General features: G+C 58.8%; 23 protein-coding genes. 14 read left to right on the forward strand and 9 right to left on the reverse strand.

Annotated features, from left to right (window positions below; all coding sequences use genetic code 11):
* The 5 genes from AB1805_16675 to AB1805_16695 all read right to left on the reverse strand — a co-directional run.
* Positions 1–685, reverse strand: a 685-nt coding sequence (locus tag AB1805_16675) for an RNA methyltransferase (protein MEW5747065.1), incomplete at its 3' end; no start/stop codon positions are given.
* Between the two features lie 94 nt (positions 686–779).
* Positions 780–1,028: a selenite/tellurite reduction operon protein ExtJ gene (extJ, locus tag AB1805_16680; protein ID MEW5747066.1), complete on the reverse strand. Its 249-nt coding sequence runs from the start codon at positions 1,026–1,028 to the stop codon at positions 780–782.
* Between the two features lie 176 nt (positions 1,029–1,204).
* Positions 1,205–1,372, reverse strand: coding sequence for a hypothetical protein (locus AB1805_16685; protein MEW5747067.1), 168 nt, complete (start codon positions 1,370–1,372; stop codon positions 1,205–1,207).
* Entirely contained in the window at positions 1,373–1,618 is a 246-nt protein-coding gene (locus tag AB1805_16690; protein MEW5747068.1) for a hypothetical protein, read from the reverse strand.
* 74 nt (positions 1,619–1,692) lie between these two features.
* Positions 1,693–3,039 (reverse strand): sigma 54-interacting transcriptional regulator, encoded by a 1,347-nt coding sequence (locus AB1805_16695; protein MEW5747069.1) that lies wholly within the window; start codon positions 3,037–3,039, stop codon positions 1,693–1,695.
* Positions 3,040–3,254: 215 nt separating this feature from the next.
* On the opposite strand from AB1805_16695, the gene AB1805_16700 reads away from it, so the two are divergent.
* The 13 genes from AB1805_16700 (at position 3,255) to AB1805_16760 (ending at position 14,339) form a co-directional block, all read left to right on the forward strand.
* Positions 3,255–3,767, forward strand: coding sequence for a universal stress protein (locus AB1805_16700; protein ID MEW5747070.1), 513 nt, complete (start codon positions 3,255–3,257; stop codon positions 3,765–3,767).
* The gene (locus AB1805_16705) at positions 3,754–4,851 is read left to right on the forward strand and encodes a YeeE/YedE family protein (protein ID MEW5747071.1); all 1,098 of its coding nucleotides are present in this window, start codon (positions 3,754–3,756) and stop codon (positions 4,849–4,851) included. The genes AB1805_16700 and AB1805_16705 overlap by 14 nt, the downstream gene beginning before the upstream one ends.
* Before the next feature lie 256 nt (positions 4,852–5,107).
* The gene (locus tag AB1805_16710; GenBank protein MEW5747072.1) at positions 5,108–5,380 is read left to right on the forward strand and encodes a hypothetical protein; all 273 of its coding nucleotides are present in this window, start codon (positions 5,108–5,110) and stop codon (positions 5,378–5,380) included.
* 62 nt (positions 5,381–5,442) lie between these two features.
* Entirely contained in the window at positions 5,443–5,610 is a 168-nt protein-coding gene (locus AB1805_16715) for a hypothetical protein (protein MEW5747073.1), read from the forward strand.
* A gap of 34 nt (positions 5,611–5,644) precedes the next feature.
* Positions 5,645–5,947, forward strand: coding sequence for a hypothetical protein (locus tag AB1805_16720; protein ID MEW5747074.1), 303 nt, complete (start codon positions 5,645–5,647; stop codon positions 5,945–5,947).
* 127 nt (positions 5,948–6,074) lie between these two features.
* The gene (locus AB1805_16725; GenBank protein MEW5747075.1) at positions 6,075–6,575 is read left to right on the forward strand and encodes a rhodanese-like domain-containing protein; all 501 of its coding nucleotides are present in this window, start codon (positions 6,075–6,077) and stop codon (positions 6,573–6,575) included.
* Between the two features lie 100 nt (positions 6,576–6,675).
* Positions 6,676–8,412, forward strand: coding sequence for a glycosyltransferase family 39 protein (locus AB1805_16730; GenBank protein ID MEW5747076.1), 1,737 nt, complete (start codon positions 6,676–6,678; stop codon positions 8,410–8,412).
* A gap of 383 nt (positions 8,413–8,795) precedes the next feature.
* The gene (locus AB1805_16735; GenBank protein MEW5747077.1) at positions 8,796–10,208 is read left to right on the forward strand and encodes a YeeE/YedE family protein; all 1,413 of its coding nucleotides are present in this window, start codon (positions 8,796–8,798) and stop codon (positions 10,206–10,208) included.
* Positions 10,209–10,254: 46 nt separating this feature from the next.
* Complete coding sequence (locus AB1805_16740) at positions 10,255–10,506, forward strand: sulfurtransferase TusA family protein (protein MEW5747078.1); 252 nt, start codon at positions 10,255–10,257, stop codon at positions 10,504–10,506.
* 108 nt (positions 10,507–10,614) lie between these two features.
* The gene (locus tag AB1805_16745; GenBank protein ID MEW5747079.1) at positions 10,615–10,884 is read left to right on the forward strand and encodes a hypothetical protein; all 270 of its coding nucleotides are present in this window, start codon (positions 10,615–10,617) and stop codon (positions 10,882–10,884) included.
* Positions 10,877–11,338, forward strand: a complete 462-nt coding sequence (locus AB1805_16750; GenBank protein MEW5747080.1) for a universal stress protein — start codon at positions 10,877–10,879, stop codon at positions 11,336–11,338. Before AB1805_16745 ends, AB1805_16750 begins: the two co-directional genes overlap by 8 nt.
* 125 nt (positions 11,339–11,463) lie before the next feature.
* Positions 11,464–12,909: an FAD-dependent oxidoreductase gene (locus tag AB1805_16755; GenBank protein MEW5747081.1), complete on the forward strand. Its 1,446-nt coding sequence runs from the start codon at positions 11,464–11,466 to the stop codon at positions 12,907–12,909.
* Positions 12,894–14,339 carry a radical SAM protein gene (locus tag AB1805_16760; protein ID MEW5747082.1) on the forward strand — a complete coding sequence of 482 codons (1,446 nt, stop codon included), beginning with the start codon at positions 12,894–12,896 and terminating at the stop codon, positions 14,337–14,339. The genes AB1805_16755 and AB1805_16760 overlap by 16 nt, the downstream gene beginning before the upstream one ends.
* Positions 14,340–14,364: 25 nt before the next feature.
* Here AB1805_16760 and AB1805_16765 read toward each other — a convergent pair whose 3' ends face one another.
* From AB1805_16765 to AB1805_16780, 4 genes are all read right to left on the reverse strand, one after another.
* Positions 14,365–16,449 carry an EAL domain-containing protein gene (locus tag AB1805_16765; protein MEW5747083.1) on the reverse strand — a complete coding sequence of 695 codons (2,085 nt, stop codon included), beginning with the start codon at positions 16,447–16,449 and terminating at the stop codon, positions 14,365–14,367.
* Positions 16,446–16,904 carry a response regulator gene (locus AB1805_16770; GenBank protein MEW5747084.1) on the reverse strand — a complete coding sequence of 153 codons (459 nt, stop codon included), beginning with the start codon at positions 16,902–16,904 and terminating at the stop codon, positions 16,446–16,448. Before AB1805_16770 ends, AB1805_16765 begins: the two co-directional genes overlap by 4 nt.
* Before the next feature lie 175 nt (positions 16,905–17,079).
* On the reverse strand, positions 17,080–19,365 hold the full coding sequence (locus AB1805_16775; protein ID MEW5747085.1) for a PAS domain S-box protein: 2,286 nt from the start codon (positions 19,363–19,365) through the stop codon (positions 17,080–17,082).
* A gap of 7 nt (positions 19,366–19,372) precedes the next feature.
* A complete protein-coding gene (locus tag AB1805_16780) occupies positions 19,373–20,368 on the reverse strand; it encodes an ABC transporter substrate-binding protein (protein MEW5747086.1) in 996 nt (331 codons plus the stop codon).
* Positions 20,369–20,634: 266 nt separating this feature from the next.
* Between AB1805_16780 and AB1805_16785 the strand changes: the two genes are divergently transcribed.
* A complete protein-coding gene (locus AB1805_16785) occupies positions 20,635–20,874 on the forward strand; it encodes a hypothetical protein (GenBank protein ID MEW5747087.1) in 240 nt (79 codons plus the stop codon).
* The last annotated feature ends 170 nt before the right edge of the window (positions 20,875–21,044 follow it).

Below are 21,044 nucleotides of genomic sequence, written 5' to 3' on the forward strand. Positions count from 1 at the left end.
GCCCTGCCCTCCCGATGAAGTGCTTCAGGTTCTGCATGATGTGCTGCTCGATGTCGCGGTCGCCCCTCGGGAGGTAGTCGAGGAGCGCGAGCACGTTTGCGATCCGCTGGTAGAGGGCATCCAGCTCGCCGTGCTTGACCCGGTAGCGCCGGGCGGCCTGCGGTCCGGGAGGGCCTGCTGCAGCGCTCCCGGTGCGGAATTCGGCCCGTGAAAGCTCATAGGCGACGACGGCTACGGCATGAGAGAGGTTCAGCGAGGGGTGCTCCTTGTTCGAAGGGATGGTCAGGAGCAGGCCGCATTCATCGACCTCTCTGTTGTAGAGGCCGCGGTCCTCTCTGCCGAAGAGGAGCGCGACCGTGTGGCTCTTCGCCTCTTCGTAGAGCCGCTGCACGGCCTCGTCGAGCGGGAGGATCATGCCGCGCCGCCTGCCGGTCCGCCGCGCCACGGCGACCACGAGCGACGCATCCTTGATCGCATCGGCAAGGCCGGTGTGGCGCGGCGCCCGCTGCAGGACCTCTTCGGCATTATGGGCGAACCACTGCTCCTCTCCGGTGAGGGGCGCGGGGTTGACGAGGGCGAGGTTCTTGAACCCCATATTCTTGACCGCCCGTGCCGATGCGCCGATGTTGCCCGGCTCGCGGGGCTCGACGAGGACGAAGCGGACGTTGTCTTTCCATGCCGGCATGATGCCTCTAGTTTACACTACGGGGTCACAAAAAAAGGGTGAATGCCTCGTCAGCACTCACCCTTGGTTCGCGATCCCGCGATCCGAAGATATCTTAATAGCCGCCGGTTACCGCCTTCTTCTGCACCTTGTCGCCCTTGATCTCTACATCCTGGCCGACCTTGGCTTCCTTCGGGTTCTTCACCTCGACGGTGGTCTCCTTGCCGTCAGCGGTCTTGACCGTGACCTTGCTCCCCTCGACCTTGGTAACTTTGCCCTTTACATCAGCGGCAAACGCAAGTCCGACGACGCCGAGGGTAAATACGATAGCAACCAGCAAAACGAGAATGGATTTCAGCTTCATTCCTGTTCACCTCCTTTCTGCAATAGTATTGAAATACAGCAACAGATGTGCCATCGGAATAACTATCGATAATTGTACACTATTTCATTTTCACAGACAACATCTATTTACCATTCTGGGGAGCTCGCTCCTCATTCGAGGAAACGGCAGAGAGACGAGGGAGCTGATCGGCGGGCTCAGTCGAGGAGCTCTCTCAGGTGAAGGGCAAGCTCCGGATTGAGCTTTTCGAGCTCCTGGACCACCTCTTCACGGATATACGGAGGATAGGGTCTCAGCTTTTTCTCGGCTTTCCTGACGTCCAGAATACTGTAATCGATGAACGTACAGTCATCGGGGAAGTCCATTCACCTGGTACTGGAGCAGGATTCTTTCAGGTACTTCAGCCCTTTGGGAGTCTTCCTGTGCAGCTCGTTCGCGAGGGGCTTTACATAGAGGGCCAGCAGATGGCCCGTGAGCCTGAGGTCGTGTCTCCGCTCACGGCGGAGGTGCGGCGTATGCGCAGCCGTCTCCCCGCGGCCGAAGACAGACGAAAAAAAGGATGACGCCTTTCGGGCCAGCCTGCCGAGCACATGACGCACCCCGTTCCGCACGCGAGCATCCGCCCTATTGTTCGGAGAGGCAGTCTCCCTCTCTTCCCCGCTGCATCCCTGCCGGGGCGAACGCGTCATTGTATACCGAGCTCTTTGAGCCTTTTCCACAAGGTAACCCTGCTGATCCCGAGATGTTTCGCGGTCAGGGTCTTGTTACCCCTGAACTGGGCAAGAACCGAGCGTATCCTCTCGCCGTCGACGCTCTGCTCGCCCTCATCCGCCTTCCGTTCGTGGAAAACGTAATCGGGGAGGTCCGACACATTGACGGCATCGCCCTTGCAGGTGATCGCGCAGTGCTCGAGTGCGTTGATAAGCTGCCGCACATTGCCGGGCCAGGTATAGTTTTCGATGATATCCATTGCCGCGGGGTTGACGCGCCGGATAGTTTTGTTATTTATATAAGATATTTTTCTCAGGTAGTGAGCAACGATAATGGGGATATCTTCGACCCGCTCCCTGAGCGGCGGCACCTTGATGATAATGGAGTTCACCCGGTAGAGGAGGTCCTCCCTGAACTCATCATTGGAGGCGAGACCGTGCAGGTCCTTGTTGGTCGCCGAAATGAGCCGTATGTTCACCGGGACCGGCGTATGCTCTCCGACGCGCTCGACCACTTTCTCTTCGAGGACCCTCAGCAGCTTCACCTGCATGATCTTCGGCATGTCCCCTATCTCGTCGAGGAAGATGCTGCCGTTGTCCGCTGCCTCGAACCTTCCCGTCCTGTCGTTTATGGCGCCGGTAAAAGAGCCCTTCTTGTGGCCGAAGAGCTCGCTCTCGAGCAGATGGGCGTTCAGCGCACCGCAGTTCATCGCTATGAACGGCCCGTCCTTGCGCCTGCTGAGCTTGTGGATGGCGTGGGCGACGAGGTTCTTGCCGGAGCCGCTTTCGCCGGTTATCAAAACAGGGGCCTCGCTCATGGCTGCATTGCGTATCTGCTCGAAGAGCTTCTGCATCGGCGTGCTCTTCCCCAGAAGGCCCATGAACCAGTACTCTTCCCGCAGCTCCTGTTTCAGCTCTTCGAGCTCCAGTTCCTTTAAATAGAGCGAGGTGATATCGGTCATCGTTTCCACCGCCCCTACTATTTCGCCCGCCTCGTTCCTCAGGACGACGGCGTTCTTCAGCAGATACACCGCCCTTCCGTCGCCGGACCTTATCCGGCACCTCTTATTGCACACAGCTCCCTTGGTGAAAAGCCCGCAGCTCTTCTTCCGCCCCGACTCCGTCAGGACCACGCAGGTGTCGCTGTCGAGTATGATGCAGGGTTTCCCGGCGACCTCTTCCCTGCGATAGCCGGTTATCTCTTCAGCCGCCCTGTTGAAGAACAGGATATTCCCTTCGATATCGACCACCATAAGACCGTCTCTCATGGTCTCGAAGACCTCGTGCAAGAACTTCGGATCTTTCAGCAGCTCTTCTATCATGGCGAGAAGTGTTAAACTTGTTAATTTTTTGTTAACGTTAACGATTAATAGTTAACAAATTAACATCTTTATGTCAATAGAAAAATATGCAGAGTCACTCAAACCTTTGAATTATAATGATATTATAAAAATGATTCGGCAGGCATATGATTTGCAATATACGATGCAAAGCAGCAAGGGCATGACCCTTAAAAATTTTTGAACGGGAGGTAGCGATGAAAAAGGTCTTGATAGCAGTTGACGGCACCAATGACTCAAAGGCGATACTTTCGGTCTTCCGGAACCTGGTCCGGCCGCCCGAAAAGATCGTTCTGCTCCATGTGAACCAGCTGGAGGGCAATTCGATGATGATCGACATGCTCAGCGATTCCGAGGTTGAGACGCTGAAGGAGTCGGTAAAGGGCACGGAGCACCTCGACAAGCTGAACAGGAGAGCGGAGAGGATCCTTACGCATTACAAGAAAGAGCTCGAGCACGGCGGATTGATCAGCATCAAAACCGTCGTACGGGACGGACGTCCCGCGGACGAGATACTCTCCGTCGCCGAAGAAGAGGGTGCGGACCTTATTGTCGTAGGATGCAGCGGCAAGTCCCGGCTGCAGAAGCTCGTGACCGGCTGCGCATCAAGAGATATCGAGAAGAACGCGAAAGTGCCCGTACTGGTTGCGAAAGGCAACGGGTGCGGAGATCATGCGCATGTCTGGAGGGAATCGTATGCAGTTCAGTAGCATCCTATCAGTGCTGACCGCCATTGCCCTCGGCGGGGCGCTTGGATTCATACTGCAGAGAGGGCGCTTCTGCCTCAATTCGGCATTCAGAGATATCGTGTTTATCAAGGACTATACCCTCTTCAGGGCATACCTGTTGAGCCTGGTCATCGCCATCATAGGGACGAACCTTCTTGAAGACGCCGGTCTCCTCATGGCCTTCGACCCGGAGACCAGTGAATTCGTTACGGTAAGCCTCATGAGGCAGCGCTTCGTCCCCATAGCCAATATCATCGGCGGGTTCCTCTTCGGAATAGGGATCGTGCTTGCCGGCGGCTGCGCAAGCGGTATCGTCTACCGGCTCGGTGAGGGCCAGGTGGCCGCGCTCGTCGCGACTATCGGGTTCTTCTTCGGGGTGGTCATGACCCTGGAAGGCATGCTGAACCCCCTCTATGCGTACCTGAAGAGCTTCAGCATCGATGTCTCCGGCGTCGCCAATCCCGCCCTGTGGGACCTCTTCGGCGGCGGACCGCTCGCGAAATGGGGCACCATCGGTGTCCTGTCCGTCGCCATGCTCGCCTTTGTGTTAACGGGCAAACCTTTCCTGAAGAACAAGGCGAAAGGATATTCCTGGACGCTAACCGGCATCCTCATAGGCGTGCTGACCATCAGCGCCTGGTGGATATCGTCCTATTTCGGCGGGGTCCCGAGAGGGCTTGCGATCACCACGCCGATTCGCGAGCTCTTCAACGCCGTCCTGTACAAGAGCTCCCATTCGCCGTTCCCGGAGTTCAGCTTCCTGGGGATATTCACCGGCACCTGGGGCGTGTTCTTCATCTTCGCCGTGCCCCTCGGCGCGCTGGTGAGCTCGGTCGGCCTCAAGGAGTTCAAGTGGAAGATACCGACAGCGCAGGAGCTCCTCACCGTCTTTTTCGGGAGCATCCTCATGGGAATCGGCGCGGTGATTGCCGGCGGGTGCAATCTCGGCCACGGCGTTACCGGGTTCTCCACGCTGTCCGTATCGAGCATCGTCTCGATCATCGCTATCATCCTCGGCAACTGGACCATGGTGTACTTCAAGTTCATAAAGCCGATGAACGAATAAACGCGGACTGTTCCAGGGGGCCGCTCGCCATGCAGCGGCCCCCTTCCCTTCCCCCCGCCTCTTCGGCGCGCCCCCCCTTCCGGCAGCACAAATGATAAAAATACGTTTTACTTTTCTTGCCCGAGTATGCTAAAAATGTGAATATCCCGCAAACGGGTAAAATCCGTTCAGCAGAAGCTCTGGCTGGGCGGTATAGATATCCGTCCAACGAGGGGATAGTCTGCATTCAAAACCGGGGTCAGAAAGGGAGGCAGAAATGGCGAAAAAGATTGCTGTGCTGGTAAGGGACCGGCAGGGTGAAGCCCTCAGAATGTCGGTGGGCATTACGCTCATGGACGACGTCATCGACACCTACGTGCTGGACAGGAAGGTCGAAGACACGGAGGACAACACCCTGAACGTCGAGACCATGGGGGACATGGACATGAAGCTCTACACCAACACCAAGGAAAACGGGGGGATGGAGTATCTTTCCACCGAGGAGATCGCGCAGAAACTCCTCGAGTACGATCATATTATTCCTTATTGATCCGGCTTTATTACGTGAGCATCACCCAGTACATCAAGAACTAATAACCGAAGGGGGCCTGTATGAAAATTCTGTATCTCGTCAAGCACGATGCCGACGGAACATTGAAGAAGATCATGGACGAGCATAAAAAGGCGCATGACGTAACGGTTGTAGACATAAGAACGGACAAGGACTACAATCAGATCATCGACCTTATCGCCGGCAGCGACAAGGTCATCTCATGGTAACAGCGGCATACTAAACCTATCAGGGAGAATACAGATGAAACTCGGAATGCTGGTCAATACGAACAAGAATCTCGATGCCGTTGTAGGGCTGACGAAGGCCGCGCTTTCGAAGGGGCACGAAGTGGTGATCTTCACGATGGACGAAGGGACGAAGCTCTTCGGCAATCCCGCTTACACCGCCTTGTGCGGAATGAAGGGCGTATCGATGAGCTTCTGCGACCACAGCGCAAAGGGGCTGAACGCCCCGACCCAGGGGGTGCCCGCGGAGATAGTCTGCGGCAGCCAGTTCAACAACGCTGCCATGGACCACGAGTCCGATAAAGTGATCGTCCTTTAGCAGCGACGCACGACGACGGGGAGGAGGTGAGCCGGACAGCGGCGCCGTGATTGAGAAGGGGAACCATTCCGCCGGACGGATGGGGGCATACGGAAACCTTGGACAACGCAGAGGGGATGGAGGGACAATGATCAGAACTGGTTTGAGACTAGCACTTGCAGTAGCCGTGATGCTGTCACTGGTACCCGCTGCCTATGCAGCGGACGATATGGCGAAAAAGCTCAATGACGTGCTTTCGAAAGGGCCCGCCGAAAAATTCTGGCAGGTCAAGCCGGACGAAGTCAACGAATGGATAAAAGCAAAGAAGACCGATTTCCTGATCGTGGATGTCAGGCCCAACCCGGCTGAGTACGGCCAGGGGCACATCCCGGGCGCTATTCAGATCACGGTCCAGGACATCCTGAAGCCCGAGAGCCTCAAGAAGCTTCCGAAGGACAAGAAACTGATCCTCGTCTGCGTTACCGGGCAGACCCAGAACCTGCCGGTGGTAGCGCTGAGAGCGCTCGGCTACAACGCACTCACTATGCAGTTCGGATATGCCGCCTGGATCAAGGACTACCAGGGCGCCAAGCTGATGCAGCAGGCGATACAGAATGCCGCAGCAAAGAATTATCCGCTGCAGAAGTAGCGCGACGGCGACCGGCAGCAGCAGAAAAGGGGAGGGTCGTCCGACTCTCCCCTTTTCTGCGCCTCTCAGCAGCGCCCGCCCCCGCCGTCGCTGATGCGGCATGCACAAGAGAGCCGATCACTTCCTGTACGTCGCCCTCCTGGCGCTCTGCGCATTCCCCTCGCTCTTCCTCCTCAGGGCACTCGACGACAACAGGCTCACCAGTTGGCAGTGGGTGTTCCAGACAGCCGATGCGGGGACGGTCTATCTCGCCCTCGTCGCCGGGATCACCGCTTCCTACCTGGCGTCGGGGACATCCCTCTTTGAGCGCCGGCCGGCCGTCTCTCTCTTCATTCTCTCCTTCACTGCAGCAGCGCTCTTCTGGACAACGCCTGAAACCATCGTCGACGCCGCACGGTATTTCTCCCAGGCAAAGCACCTCGAAGTCTACGGGACGGCCTCGTTTCTCGAGGAATGGGGCAAGGGCATCATGGCATGGACCGATCTTCCTCTCGTCCCTTTCCTCTACGGCCTGATATTCACGTTGTTCGGGGAGTCACGGCTCTTCATACAGATAGGGACGACCGCGCTCTTCTCGCTGACGGTCGTGCTCACCTATCTGGTAGGGAGGGACCTCTGGGACAGGACGGTCGGCCTCTATGCAGGGCTTCTGCTTCTCGGCATACCCTACCTCTTCTCCCAGGTACCGCTCATGCTCGTCGATGTCCCCGTCATGTTCTTCCTTATGCTTTCGGTCTTCACCTTTATCAGGGCCCTGAGCCGGGGTGGAACGGGCCTGCTCCTCGCCTCGTCCATCACCATCTTCCTCGCCTTTTACACCAAGTACTCTCTCTGGATCATGCTCTCCCTGCTGCCGGTCATACTCCTGGTGCGCCTCGCAGCGGCCCCGTCATCCTCTGCCGCTCGCGGAGGAGAGGGGGCGGAAGCGCTCCCGCAGGTGCAGAGGGGGCTCGTGCTCCGGAGGGCCGTCCTCATCGCTTCATTCGCTCTCCTCATGATAGGAACCTTTTATTGCTATAAAATGGACGTTTTCTCCGGGCAGCTCCAGCTCCTGATGCAGTACCAGCGGCCCGGGCTGAAGCGGTGGGGAGAGAGCTTCGCATCGACGTTTCTCTTCCAGACGCATCCCTTCATCACCGCCGCCGCCCTGTACTCCATGTACGCCGCCTTCAAGAAGAAGGATGTCAGCTATATAATCGCATGCTGGCTGCTCCTGCTCGTCGTCGGCATGCAGATAAGGAGAATACGCTACCTCATCATGGCATTCCCCATGCTCGCGCTCATGGCGTCGTACGGCCTGCGGGAAATCAGGGAGCGACGCCTTGCACACTTCATCGTATGGTGCGCCGTCGCCTCTTCGCTCGTCGTCGCCGGATGCGCGTACCTCCCGTTCCTGCACCGGATGAGCGCCGCAAACCTGAAAGATGCGGGGGAATTCCTGGACACCCTTGAAGCGAGGGCTGTCGATGTCTACACGCTGCCCGTGCTGCATTCGCCCGTCAATACGACCGTTGCCGTGCCCCTGCTCGACCTGTTTACCGCCAAAAGCATCAGGCATCTGCATGAGCCGGGCGAGAGCGCGCCGCCCGGCGATGTCGCGACATCGCCCCTGCGCTTCACCTGGGAGTATGTCCCTCCTCCCTTCTATTCGGAAACGCCGGGAGGGTCTGAACGGCAGGAAAAGGCCGGCGCGGTCGTCGTGATAGGAGAGGAGCCGGGACAGCTGCTGCCCGACCGCATCAAGCGAAGGACAGGAGAGCATCGCAAGGTGAAGGCGTTCGAACGGACGGAAAACATATTCCAGCACAGGACGGTCGTCACCGTCTATTACGATTGATGCGCACGCGCCCCTGGCCGCACCGAAGCGGCCGCTCTTCAAGCAGCCGCAAAACAACGACATCCCGTGCGCTCCGGCTTGCCTGTTGACTTCATCTTGCTTCGTCTGTTATAAAAAACTACAGGTATCAGATTACTTAGTTATCAGCTTATCTCTGTATAAGCCGAGCTTATACAGAGAGCGCTGAGACCCCGCAGCACTGACGGCAGACAACGATCACAACAAAGGAGGAAGGGAGGTGGAGGCGCTACCGACGAGGGGGATCATCGTCGAAGAGTCTTGCGTGTAAACAACACAAAATTTTCGAACAGAAGGGGGCCACAAGCATGGGAGGAGTGGATGCGAACGTCATAAACGGAAAAAGTTTAGGTGCCGCGGACACAGTGGAAAGGAAGAACACGGTATGGGCATTCCTTATTACCGGGGCGCTTATCGTGACCAGCTTCTTGTATTATTCGGTGAACCCCTATTATATGTATGTGGTCGTCTATATCTGGTTCGGGTTCGCGTACGGGATGATGCTGCAGTACGGCAGGTTCTGCTTTGCTTCAGCCTCTCGAGACCTTTTTGCCGCCGGTGTCCCGAGGATGGCGGTCGGCATTCTGGTGGCGCTGATCTTCTTCAGCATTATCCAGGCAATCCTCGCCTCGACCAACATGAGTACGTTTCATCCTGCACCGTTCGGGGTCCATACGTTGATTGCAGGATTGATATTCGGTGTCGGAATGGTTCTCTCGGGGGGGTGCGCATCGGGCTCCCTCTATAAAATCGGCGAAGGCAACGGCACCTCGTTTCTCGCCGCCTTCTTCGGCCTCTGCATAGGCCAGGCGATATTCGTGGATGTGAAGTGGTTCAATTTCCTCCTGCCCCAGAAGTGGATCGATGCCGCAGCCGCAAAGGGGCTTCCCGCCGACAAGATGACGTCGTCCTTCGACACCTATCTCGCCGGCTACGTGTGGGATCAGCCCACGGTCCAGTTGTCCCATACGAAGGCCATAGCGGAAGCCTTCCCCGGCATATGGAAGTATTTCATCGGCGACGCGTTCATCAATGCGCTTCTGCCGGCAGTCGTGCTGCTCGTCGTAATCTACTTCTTCTATATCAGGAAGGCCTTTATCAAGAAGCGGAAAAAAGCTAAGGGCAGCACCGGGCTAAGCGACGAGCTGTCCGGCATCTGGAACATGATCACCGCATCGAAACGGACGACCCTGATGGGCGTGGTCATCGGCATCGTTGCAGGACTCCACATCTTCGTCATGAAAGGGATGCAGATCAAGTACGGTATCACCAACTTTGGTCAGCTCCTGACGAAGATGGGGCATACGGGCGATGTCGGCGCCAGGGGGACGGTCTTCGACCCTACGTACTGGTACATTACCAGCCAGGAGGGACAGTTCGGCGCATGGGTGCTCGAGAAGTTCGGATGGAACATGCGCGACAACATATTTTTCGGCATCAATAACGGCCTCCCGGAGCCCTGGCGCAATCCCGCGCTCTGGATGTCGTTCGGCATCATCTTCGGCGCCATGGTGATGGCCCGCCTCAGCAATGAGTTCAAGTTCAAGCTTCCCAAGGGCGAGCTCATCGTCTGGGGACTGCTCGGGGGCATTCTGATGGGTATCGGGTCGCGTCCGGCCCTCGGCTGCAACATCGGCGCCTTCTTCATCAGAGTTGCAGGCGGCGACCCCAGCGGCTGGCTGTACGGCGTCGGCATGGTTGGCGGCGCCTTTGTCGGGGTCAAGTTCTTCAACTGGTGGTCCGAGAGGAAGATGGCGAAAGAAATGGAATCGTTTTAACGAGTGATAAAAAAAATAAAACAAGAAAAAAAGGAGGGAATTCGTCATGGCCATGAAATTCGAAAAAACAGGGGATAAAACGTATATGCTCGATGTGTGCGGGTATGTCTGTCCGCATCCGCAGATCTACTGCAAGAAATCGCTCGAGAAGATGGGCGAGGGCGAGATCGTCAACATGGTGCTCGACAATCCGTCATCCGTCGAGACCATCGCACAGATGTGCGACCAGGCGGGGCATGAAATACTGGAGCGGAAGACCGAGGGCGGCAAGATTTATCTCAAAATACAGAAGGGGTAAACGTCTCTTACGTTCACCAGTGAGGAGGGTCTATGAAGACACCGGCTATTGCGATAATCTGCATTGTTGTAGCGATTCTCGGCTTCCTGACTGTCTACAGCCAGCAGCATGACATGGCTGCCAACGTATCACAGGGGCATGGTGCAGCAGGCGGATACGGAGCAGCGCCTGCGGCAGGCGGGTACGGGGCAGCACCTGCAGCAGGCGGATACGGGGCAGCACCTGCAGCAGGCGGGTACGGAGCAGCACCTGCAGCAGGCGGGTACGGAGCACCGGCGCCTACAGCCGGCGGATATGGGGCACCGGCGGCGCCTGCGGCAGCGGGCGGCTATGGCAAATAGATACGGTTCAACGGAGATCAGGTGGCTGAATGGATAAGATATTGATTGCGGTAGACGATACGAAGGGCATAAAAAAGGCCTTTCCGCTGTGCGGCAATATATGTACCAAGATGAACCCTGAAAGTGTCGTGCTGGTGTATGTAGAAAAATTCGAAGGCAGGTCGCTCATCGACGAAATGCTCGGCGATGCAGAGCTGTCGACGCTGAAGGAGGCGCTCGAAGGGACGGAGTATCAGGAAGCGCTGGATAGAAAAGCGCAGGGCATCCTCGATTATTACCAGAAGGCCCTGGAGAAGAGAGGAGTAAACGGGATCAAGACGGTAGTAAGGAAGGGGCATCCCGCCGAGGAGATCCTCAAGACCGCGAAGAAAGAGAAGGTTGGTATGATCATCGTCGGCTCACGGGGCAGGAGGGCATCCCACCTCTTCATGGGGAGCGTCAGCAGAGAGGTTGCCAATAACGCCGATGTTCCCGTGCTTATCGTGAGGTAACGCGCAGTGCTCCATCAGCCCTGCATGCCCTGCAGGGCTGATGGAAGCGGTTTTATGCAGAGCACCTGCATTTCCCGAGCATCTCCTCCCCGACGGGCAATAACGGAACCAACAGAAAGAGCATAGTGGTTAACGGTAACTACCATAGCGTCGTACTGGGAGGAGGGCTCACCGGCCTTGCCGCCGGATACGTGCTTTCCGGAGCAGGGTGCGCAGTCGGGCTTTTCGAGCAGGACGACACGGTCGGGGGGCTCTCAAAGACCGTGGTCAGAGGCGGTTTCCGCTTCGACCTGGGCGGCCATCGGTTCTTCAGCAAAGACGAGACGATAGACCGCTTTGTGCGTGACCTCATGCAGGGCGAGCTGGTCCTCGTGCCGCGCAAGAGCAAGATATACCTGAGGGGGAAATATTTCGACTATCCCCTCAAGGCCCTCAACGCCATGTTCGGGATGGGGATCGCGACAACGGCGAAGATCATCGCCGACTACCTCGGCGAGCGGATCAGGCATACCGTCAAGGAGACCGAAAAGCTCTCGCTCGAAGACTGGGTGGTGAGCCACTTCGGCCGCACCATGTTCGATATCTATTTCAAGGAGTACAGCGAGAAGGTCTGGGGCATCGACTGCAAGCGCATCAGCGTCGATTGGGTGGCACAGCGCATTCGCGGCCTCTCCCTCGCCGCCGCGATCAAGAACGCCGTCTTCAAATTCAGCGGCAGGGACATCCCCTCGCTCGTCGATCAGTTCATCTATCCCGAGCTGGGCATCGGCCGCATTGCGGACCGCCTGAAAGAGGAGATAGAGAAGAGGAGCACCGTCACGACAGGGGCTCGGGTGGAGCGCGTCCTCCATACCGGCGCGTGCGTCGAAGCAGTCGAAGTGCGCACGCCGGGAGGGTGGCAGCTGATCGAGGGCGAGGAATTCATTTCGAGCATACCGCTGCCGCAGCTCGTGCGCATCCTCGACCCCGCGCCTCCCGCCGATGTCATCAGGGCCGCGTCGGAGCTCAAATTCCGGGACCTCGTCGTCGTGGCGCTCATGATCGACCGGAAGAGGGTCACCGACCTGACCTGGCTCTACATCCCCGAACAGAAAATCCCCTTCGGCAGGATACACGAGCCGACGAACTGGAGCGAGAAGATGGCGCCGCCGGGCAAGACGGTCCTCGTCATGGAGTTCTTCTGCTTCAAAGGGGATAGGATATGGAATGAAACGGACGAGCGGCTCATCGCGCTCTCAGCGGAACACCTCGAGCGCCTCGGCTTTATCACCCGGAAAGACGTCATCGACGGCATGGTGGTGCGGGCGCCGAAGGCCTACCCGCTCTTCGAGATCGGCTACGCCGAACGCTCTGCCGTGCTCTACGACTACCTCGGGAGATTCGAGAACCTGCATATCGCCGGCCGGGTCGGGAAGTTCCGCTACTACAACATGGACCATGCCATCGCCTCGGGCATGGAGGCGGCGGAGCAGGCGCTGAAGCATAGCGCGGCGGACGCTCCGGCTGCAAAGAGAAAGAACGGGAAGAGGCCGCTCCCTGCGGCCGGGCCCGGGAAATGCGCTGCGCACTAGTCATACCGTCGTGGGTGCCGGAGGATATCTTCTCTTCGAAGACCGCGAGCTCCCAGATTAACTACTGGCAGCCCCTCGGCACGCTCTATGTCGCCGCCCTCCTCAAGCAGGCGGGGCACGAGGTCGTCTTTCTCAACGGCGCTTTCATGACCCACCAGGCTGTTCTCGAAGCGCTGAAGGGGTTCGATCCCGGCTTTGTCGGGCTCTACTCGACGACCTTCGGATGGGATAAGGCGAAAAAAACGGCGGAAGAGGTACGGAGGATATTCGGCAGCAGCGTGCTCATCACTGCGGGCGGCCCTTATCCGATCGCGGTGCAGGAAAAGTGCCTGGAGGACGCCGGACCTGTCATCGACGCCGTCGTGACCGGCGAGGGGGAATACACGACCCTCGAGATCGTCGAGCGGCTGGAGGCGGGCAGAAGTCTCGAGGGAGTATACGGCTGCGTTTACCGCGAGGGCGGGAGGATCGTCAAAAACCCTCCCCGCCCTCTGATCGCCGACCTCGACGCCCTCCCCTTCCCGGCGCGGGAGCTCCTGGGCGATGCGATGCAGTATATCCCGCCGCCCGCCACCTACCGGAGGAAGCCGGTAGCGGTGGTGATGACCTCGCGCGGATGCAACCGCCAGTGCATCTACTGCTTCCAGATCGACAAGACGCGGAAGAGCGGCATCCGCTGCCGCAGCGTCGACAACGTGCTCGCCGAGATCGAGCACTGCCTCGCGCAGGGGTACCGGGAGATCAAGTTCATCGACGATACGCTCGCCGCCGACTACGACCGCGCCATGCGGCTTGCGCAGGAGATCAAGAGGAGGAAGCTCGACTTCACCTGGTTCGCCTCTGCCTGCGTGAACCAGGTCGACAAACCGCTGCTCAGGGCCTTCAGGGAAGCGGGCTGCTGGGCGATCCTCCTCGGCGCCGAGAGCGGCGTCCAGAAAAACCTCAACACCATCCGCAAAGGGACGACGCTCGAGCAGATCCGCAAAGCGGTGAAGGCGGCGCAGGACGTCGGCCTGCGCGTGAGCACGCCCTTCATGTTCGGCATCCCCGGGGAGACCTTCGAGGAAGGGCTCCAGACGATCGAGTTCGCCCTCGACCTCGATCCCGACATCGCGAATTTCCATGCCATAACGCCCTTCCCCGGGACACACCTTTACGATAACCTCGACCGGTACGGGACCATGTCCGATGAGCTCTCGGATTTCACCTACCAGGGCGCCGCGTTCATCCCCCACACCATGACCCGCGACGATATCCTGAGGCTGCGCCGGATCGCCTTCAAGCGCTTCTATGCGCGGCCCTCCTTCATCCTGAAAAGGGTCCTCGAGCTGAGGACCCCTCACGATCTCGCCGTGGCCCTCAAGAGCATGCGGAGCCTCTTGTGGCTCCTCTTCAAGAGCGATCTGTTCAAACGACAAAAGCCGGAATGACAGCTCCTCAGAGTTCCGCACACCGCTATTTCTGCGGTGCAAAGAGGGCTTCGATGCGTTCCGGGGGCAGGGGCTCGCTGAAGAGATATCCCTGCATCTCGTCGCAGTCGTGGAAGCGGAGGAACGAGAGCTGGTCCTCGGTCTCGACTCCTTCGGCAATGACTTTCAGCCGCAGGTTGTGCCCCATCGCGATGACCGCATTGACGATCGCCTGGTCGTCGGCGTCCGAAGGGATCCCCCTGATGAACGACTGGTCGATCTTGAGCTTATGGACCGGAAACCGTTTCAGGTAGTTCAGGGATGAGTACCCGGTGCCGAAGTCGTCGATCGAGAGGTCGACACCCATCTCGTAGAGCCCTTTCAAGTTCGGCACCGCGAGCTCGATATCGCTCATCGCCGTGCTCTCGGTGATCTCGATGTCGAGGTAGCACGCGGCCAGCCCCGTCTCCTTCAGAATATCCGCTACCGATTCGACGAGCGTGGGCTGCTGGAACTTCTGCGCCGACACATTGACCGTCACGCAGAGGGGCGGGCAGCCCGTATCCTGCCAGGTGCGCGCTTGCATGCAGGCCTCGCGGAGCACCCACTCGTCTATGGCGGTGATGAACCCGATGTCTTCGGCAACGGGGATGAAGTGCACCGGGCCGAGCAAACCCAGCACCGGATGGCGCCACCTGACCAGCGCCTCGAGCGCGACGATCTCGCCGGTCCTGATACTCACCTGGGGTTGATAGCGGAGCTCCAGCTCTCCCCGTTCGAGCGACTGCCGGAGGTCGCTCTCGAGGAGCAGCCGTTCAATGGTCCTCACGTTGATATCGGAATTGAAGAACTGGTAGTTGTTCCTCCCCCGCTCCTTGGCGTACGAGACCGCGATATCCGCGTTCTTGAGCAGGATCCCGGCATGCTCGCTGTCTTCCGGATACATGCTGATGCCGACGCTCGCCGTTGCATACAGCTCACGGCCATCCATGGTGAAAGGCCTCTGCATGGTCTCGACCACGGTGCGGGCGAAGAGGGCCGCGTCTTCCGGCCGGTTGAGGTCCGGAAGGAGGATGATGAACTCATCGCTCCCGATGCGCGCCAGGGTATCGCTCTTGCGCACAAGGGCCCTCAGCCGTTCGGCAACGGCCAGGATGATCTTATCGCCGGCAGCGTGGCCGAGCGAGTCGTTGATCGCCCTGAACCGGTCGATATCGATGTGGAGGACGGCGAGCTTCCGGTGGTTCCGGTTCGCCTGCGGCAGCTCGAGATCGAGCTTGAGCATGAGCTGCGTCCTGTTGGCGAGCCCGGTCAGGAGGTCGTGGTACGCCTGGTACGTGATGGTCTCCTCGGCCCTCTTGCGCTCGGTAATATCGCGGACTATGCCGATGAAGAAGCGCCTCCCCTCCCTGACGAACTCCCCGTAGGAGATCTCGAGGGGTATCTCCCCGCCGTCTCTGTGGAGCCCGGGCATCTCGACCGCGTCCCAGGGCAGGCTCCTCTTGCCGGTAGCGATATGCCGCTTCACCGCGGTGCAGTGCGCCCTGCGCAGGCGTTCGGGCATGAGCATGGTGAGCGAACTGCCGACCAGTTCGCTCCTGACGTAGCCGAACATCCTTTCGACAGCGGGATTGACGAGCACGATCCTGCTCTCCTCGTCTATGGTGACGATAGCGTCCTGGGCGGTCTCGGTAATAACACGGTAGCGCTCCTCGCTCTCCCGCAGCGCCTGCTCCGCCTTCTTGCGCTCGATGGCATAGAGGATGGAGCGGTGGAGGAGATCGCTCTCGATCTTCCCTTTCACCAGGTAGTCCTGCGCACCGAGGGCTATCGCCTGCGACGCGCACTCCTCATCGGCGATCCCGGTCATGACGATGACCGGCAGCTCCGGGCTTTTAGCCTGAAGCCTCCCGAGCGTATCGATACCGCTGCTGTCGGGCAGGCCGAGATCGAGCAGTACGATATCGAACGGTTCGCGGTCGAGGAGCTCCAGGCCCGGGCCAAGGCGATCCGCCGTCGTGAGCGCATACTCGCTTCCGCGGTCAGCCAGCAGCTCCCTGATCAGCTCCGCATCGCCGCGGTTGTCCTCGATGAGCAGTATGCTGCGCGAAGCGTTCTTCACTGCGATCACCCTCTCTTGAAGGTCCTGCACGGCAGTTTCACCAGCGTGAGCCAGAAGTCCTCTATCGATCTCACCACGGTCAGGAACTGCTCGAAGTTGACGGGCTTGGTGATGTAGCAATTCGCATGCAGGTTATAGGACCTCAGGATATCCTCCTCCTCTTTCGAGCTCGTGAGGACGACCACGGGGATGAACTTCAGCTCGGGGTCCGACTTGATCTCCTCGAGCACCTCCCTGCCGCTCATCCGGGGGAGGTTCAGGTCGAGCAGGATGAGGTCGGGGCACGGCACCTCCGCATAGGGCCCCTCTCTCCTGAGAAACTGCATCGCCTGCACGCCGTCGGAAGCGACATGCAGCTCATTCCTCACCTTGCCTTCGCTCAGGGCCTCCCTGATCAGCTCGACATCGCCCGGGTTGTCCTCGACAAGCAGGATATCAACGACCTTGCCGGTCTCGTCACTCATGTTCCGCCTCCTCTTCTAAATATTCAAGTAAGAACTGAGAAGTAGGAACTGACAAGTGAGAAGTGGGAACCGAGAAGTAGGAAGTAAAAACAGGAGCCAGAATAAAAGAACTCCCGTAAGCTCCCCCTTCTTCCTTCTTCTTACTCCCTTCTTCTTACTTCTTACTTCTTACTTCTCACTTCTTGCTTCTCCTTTCGGGAATCGTAAAGAAGAAGGTGGCCCCTTCGCCGGGAGCCGATTCGACCCAGATGCGCCCGTGATGGCGCTCCACGATCCGTTTGCATAACGCAAGCCCTATGCCGGTGCCCGGATATTCCTCACGGCTGTGCAGGCGCTGGAAGAGCAGAAAAATCCGGTCGTGGTATTCCGGGCTGATACCTATGCCGTTGTCGCGTACCGAAAAGACCCACTCCCTGCCCTCTTTCCGGGCGGAGACATGCACCGCAGGGGGAGTGTCCGGCTTCCGGTACTTGATCGCATTGCCGATGAGGTTCTGGAAGAGCTGTACGAGCTGCAGCTCATCGCCCGATACAATGGGCAGATCGTCCTTCGTGACCTCGGCATGGCTTTCCTGTACTGCGGCAGTGAGATTCTTCACCGCCTGCGAGAACACCGTATTGGTATCGACCGGGCCGAACGCGGCCCCCTTCCGGGTAATGCGCGAGTACGCCAGCAGTCCCTCGATGAGCTTCTGCATCCGCAGGGCGCCGTCCGCGGCGAAGTGGATGTACTTGTCGGCCTGCGTATCGAGTTTCCCCCGGTACTTCTTCTCGAGGAGCTGAACATAGCTCGCCACCATGCGCAGGGGCTCCTGGAGGTCGTGCGAGGCCACGTAGGCGAACTGTTCGAGCTCTTTGTTGGAGCGCTGCAGGTCCCCGAGCAGCCGCTCCCGCTCCTCTTCCGCGCGTTTGCGCTCGCTGATATCTTTGACGGTGCCTATGGAGCGCAGATGGCGCCCTTCGGCATCGCGCACTGCCGAGACCGTCACATGCACCCAGAGGGGCGAGCCGTCCCGCCGGAGATAGCGCTTTTCATAGTCGAGGCGACTGTAGTTCCCCCGGCGCAGCTGCTCGTTGATCCGGTCGCTGAGGTCCCTATCACCGGGAAAGGTCAGCTCGTGTATCGTCGTGCCCAGCAGCTCCTCGCGCCGGTATCCGAGGATCGCGCAGAGGTGGTCGTTGACAGCGATGAGCCGGTCCTCCTCGGTCTCTACTTCGACAATGCCCACGCCGGCATTATCGAAGATCGCGCGCAGGCGCTGCTCGCTCAGGCGGAGCGCCTCTTCGGCCCGCTTCCGCTCGGTGATGTCCTTGAAGGTGACGACCGCCCCCACAATGAGACCCTCTTCGACGAGCGGTTTGCTGGTAAAATCGACGGTCACTCCCGAACCGTCCTTGCGCCAGAACACCTCCTCGCCGGAATGGTCGGTCCCGTCTTTATAGGTCGCATAGATCGGGCACTCCTCCGAAGGGTAGGGGGCGCCGCCGGGCCTGGTGTGGTGCCACTGCTGATGGCTCTGCTTGCCGACAAGCTCGTTCGTTTCATAGCCGAGCATGGCAGCGGCAGCTCTATTGATGAACGTGACGGTCCCCTGTGTATCCATACCCCAGATCCCTTCGCCTGCGGACTCCAGGATCAGCTTGTTCTGGTAGCTGAGCCGCTTTAACTGCTCTTCTGTCCGCTTGCGTTCGGCAACCTCTCTCGCCAGCTCATCGAGCGAGACAGTGGTCGTTTCCAGGCGCTCCGTCATATGATCGAAGGCATCAGAGAGCTTTCCCAGCTCATCGTCCGAGACTCTGCCGACGCGGAAATGGAGATTGCCGGTGCCTATCGTCTCGACACCTTCACGGAGTTTTCCGATCGGTCCCGTGATGCTCCTGCTGATGCGCGCCGACGTCCACCAGGTAACGGCGGTCAGCACCAGGGCGACGACCGGGATAAATACAACGATCCTCCGGTTGATGCGCGCGATCTCTTCATTATTGAGCGTTGCGAGCCGGACCGCATCGAGAGAGAGCTCGCGCGACCGCTTGATTATCAGGTCGGCAAGAAGACCCCGCCGGCGTTCATCAGCGGCACCGGGTATCGCCGCCCGGGCGCCGCGCTCCCCCTCCATGGCGACGAGGTCGCCGAAGAGCACGCTCATGTCGTCGAGCGTCCGGCTCATCCGCACGATGATGTCATGCCGGCCGTGGCTTTTGAGCGTCTCTCTCTCCAGAGTTCCTGCAAGGGCTTCATAGGCGAGCATCCACTGCTCTCTCGGACGCTCTTCGGGATATCGCAGGTAGCGGTTGCTCAGGCTGTTGAGATCGTATGCCCCCCTCGTGAGCTTATCGGCGACGAGAGACCGCTCAAAAGCCTCCCGCTGCATCTCGAGCGCTGCGGCGAAGACCAGGCTTATGACGAGCACCATGCCGGCAAATAACAGTGCGTTGCCCTTCAAACGGGCTGCTATAGTCATGAGCTCCTCACTTATGGGTCACCATGACCGAACCGGGCGCCACCGCTTCGAGGCCCTCGGTACACAGCAGACGCAGGAAGTTCGGTACTCCCTCCACAGGGATGAGCCGGTTGCGTATCGCCCACCGGGCCTGGTCCTCGAGATCGAGGATGAGCGCCTGGCCGAGCTGTACGTCGAAGTTGTAGTCGCCGAGGCTTCCCGGGTCCTGTCCGATGAACCGGGCGACGATACGGGACGCTTCAGCGGGATTATCCTTGATATACCGTTCCGCCCGGAGCAGCGCCCGGAGCAGCGCCTTTACGGTTTCTGGATTCGCCTTTGCAAAGTCCTGGCCGGCTGCGATATTCCACCATACCTTATAGATGCTTTCGTTCGAGAGCGTTACCGCATTGCTTCCCAGCAGACGCTGCTGTGCGATCATATAGGGAGGCCACGTCACTGCAGCATCGATCTCCCCCCTTACCAACGCCTCGGTCATCCTCTCCGGGCTCACGCCGATCATCCTGACCCGGTCTTCCGCTATACCGTTGAACGTCAGATAGATAAAGAGATAATACTCAGCGGTGGTACCGGCACTCACCCCGATCCGCTTCCCTTCCAGATCGTGCGGGACTGCTATGCCCCTGTCTTTCCGTGCCACGATGTTCATGTACCTCCTCGAATCGGCGATCGTGGCGACGATGCATATCCTTTCATCTCTCGCCGCCGCAAACATGACCGGCGTCTCCGCAACAGTGGCGAACTCCGCTCTTCCGCTGACAAGGGCAGCAAGCGCGTCCCGGCCCGAAGTGTGCGGCTGGAGGACTGCCTGCAAGCCCTCGCTCTCGAAGAACCCCTTCGCATGGGCCACATACACCGGGGCCGACAAGGGCTGCATCGAGACGGCTACGGTCATCTTCTCGGGCTCTTCCTTTTTGCAGCCGGACAGGATCCCGATAACGCTGCCGAGCACCAGCGCAATGACCACCGTTCCCGCTATTTTCGGCATGAAGAGCCGCGACATCTCTCCTCCCTTACCCGTACCATGGTTCGAGCGCGTAGGGCGAAACCAAGGACTTCAATTTTTACTCTATAATGAATTCTTTGTACAAAACAACGAAGCAGTAACGCTATCCGGGCAATGCGTTGCAAGGTTAGGAAGTCCAGGCAGACTGCGGTATCACGAGGTCGAACAACCGGCGAAAAAACAATGATAATTCTTTATAGCTCAATAGTATCATGTTCCTCGAGAAGTGTATATTCCCGTGGCGGCTATGCTACAATGTACGCATGAAAAGCATGATAGGGTTCGTTGTTTTTGTGCTTCTTGTCCTGGGACTGCTCTACGCCGTCTCGGGCAAACGGTATACGCAGGTGCCTGATGATGTGCTCCACCGGAATGTGGAGCTCACCGACAGCGCTGCATGCCTGAAGTGCCACGGCCCCGGGAGAGAGGCGGCACTGAAGCCGGACCATCCGCCTAAGTACGAATGCCACCAGTGCCACAAGCCGAAGAGAATCCGCCGGTAGCGCCTCCGACCCCTTCCAGCGGCTGAAGGATCGAGCAGGCTGAGGGCCTCACGGCCCCAGCCTCTCACCCCACCGTACGTGCCGTTCGGCATACGGCGGTTCCTGTCAGCTCGCTCTGTTATTGCCTCTTCGCCTGTTGTAATATAAGCACCCAGCCATACCTTGCGGAT

The organism is Nitrospirota bacterium (genome assembly GCA_040752355.1).
GTDB lineage: Bacteria > Nitrospirota > Thermodesulfovibrionia > Thermodesulfovibrionales > Dissulfurispiraceae > JBFMCP01.

What these genes read in the sequence shown, in the direction of transcription:
- AB1805_16710 (MEW5747072.1), top strand. Translation starts at nt 5,108, where the DNA reads ATGGCGAAAAAGATTGCTGTGCTGGTAAGGGACCGGCAGGGTGAAGCC.
- AB1805_16775 (MEW5747085.1), bottom strand. Translation starts at nt 19,365, where the DNA reads ATGACTATAGCAGCCCGTTTGAAGGGCAACGCACTGTTATTTGCCGGC.
- AB1805_16760 (MEW5747082.1), top strand. Translation starts at nt 12,894, where the DNA reads ATGCGCTGCGCACTAGTCATACCGTCGTGGGTGCCGGAGGATATCTTC.
- AB1805_16715 (MEW5747073.1), top strand. Translation starts at nt 5,443, where the DNA reads ATGAAAATTCTGTATCTCGTCAAGCACGATGCCGACGGAACATTGAAG.
- AB1805_16745 (MEW5747079.1), top strand. Translation starts at nt 10,615, where the DNA reads ATGACATGGCTGCCAACGTATCACAGGGGCATGGTGCAGCAGGCGGAT.
- AB1805_16730 (MEW5747076.1), top strand. Translation starts at nt 6,676, where the DNA reads ATGCACAAGAGAGCCGATCACTTCCTGTACGTCGCCCTCCTGGCGCTC.
- AB1805_16700 (MEW5747070.1), top strand. Translation starts at nt 3,255, where the DNA reads ATGAAAAAGGTCTTGATAGCAGTTGACGGCACCAATGACTCAAAGGCG.
- AB1805_16740 (MEW5747078.1), top strand. Translation starts at nt 10,255, where the DNA reads ATGGCCATGAAATTCGAAAAAACAGGGGATAAAACGTATATGCTCGAT.
- AB1805_16780 (MEW5747086.1), bottom strand. Translation starts at nt 20,368, where the DNA reads ATGTCGCGGCTCTTCATGCCGAAAATAGCGGGAACGGTGGTCATTGCG.
- AB1805_16705 (MEW5747071.1), top strand. Translation starts at nt 3,754, where the DNA reads ATGCAGTTCAGTAGCATCCTATCAGTGCTGACCGCCATTGCCCTCGGC.
- AB1805_16750 (MEW5747080.1), top strand. Translation starts at nt 10,877, where the DNA reads ATGGATAAGATATTGATTGCGGTAGACGATACGAAGGGCATAAAAAAG.
- AB1805_16770 (MEW5747084.1), bottom strand. Translation starts at nt 16,904, where the DNA reads ATGAGTGACGAGACCGGCAAGGTCGTTGATATCCTGCTTGTCGAGGAC.
- extJ (MEW5747066.1), bottom strand. Translation starts at nt 1,028, where the DNA reads ATGAAGCTGAAATCCATTCTCGTTTTGCTGGTTGCTATCGTATTTACC.
- AB1805_16695 (MEW5747069.1), bottom strand. Translation starts at nt 3,039, where the DNA reads ATGATAGAAGAGCTGCTGAAAGATCCGAAGTTCTTGCACGAGGTCTTC.
- AB1805_16720 (MEW5747074.1), top strand. Translation starts at nt 5,645, where the DNA reads ATGAAACTCGGAATGCTGGTCAATACGAACAAGAATCTCGATGCCGTT.
- AB1805_16785 (MEW5747087.1), top strand. Translation starts at nt 20,635, where the DNA reads ATGAAAAGCATGATAGGGTTCGTTGTTTTTGTGCTTCTTGTCCTGGGA.
- AB1805_16685 (MEW5747067.1), bottom strand. Translation starts at nt 1,372, where the DNA reads ATGGACTTCCCCGATGACTGTACGTTCATCGATTACAGTATTCTGGAC.
- AB1805_16725 (MEW5747075.1), top strand. Translation starts at nt 6,075, where the DNA reads ATGATCAGAACTGGTTTGAGACTAGCACTTGCAGTAGCCGTGATGCTG.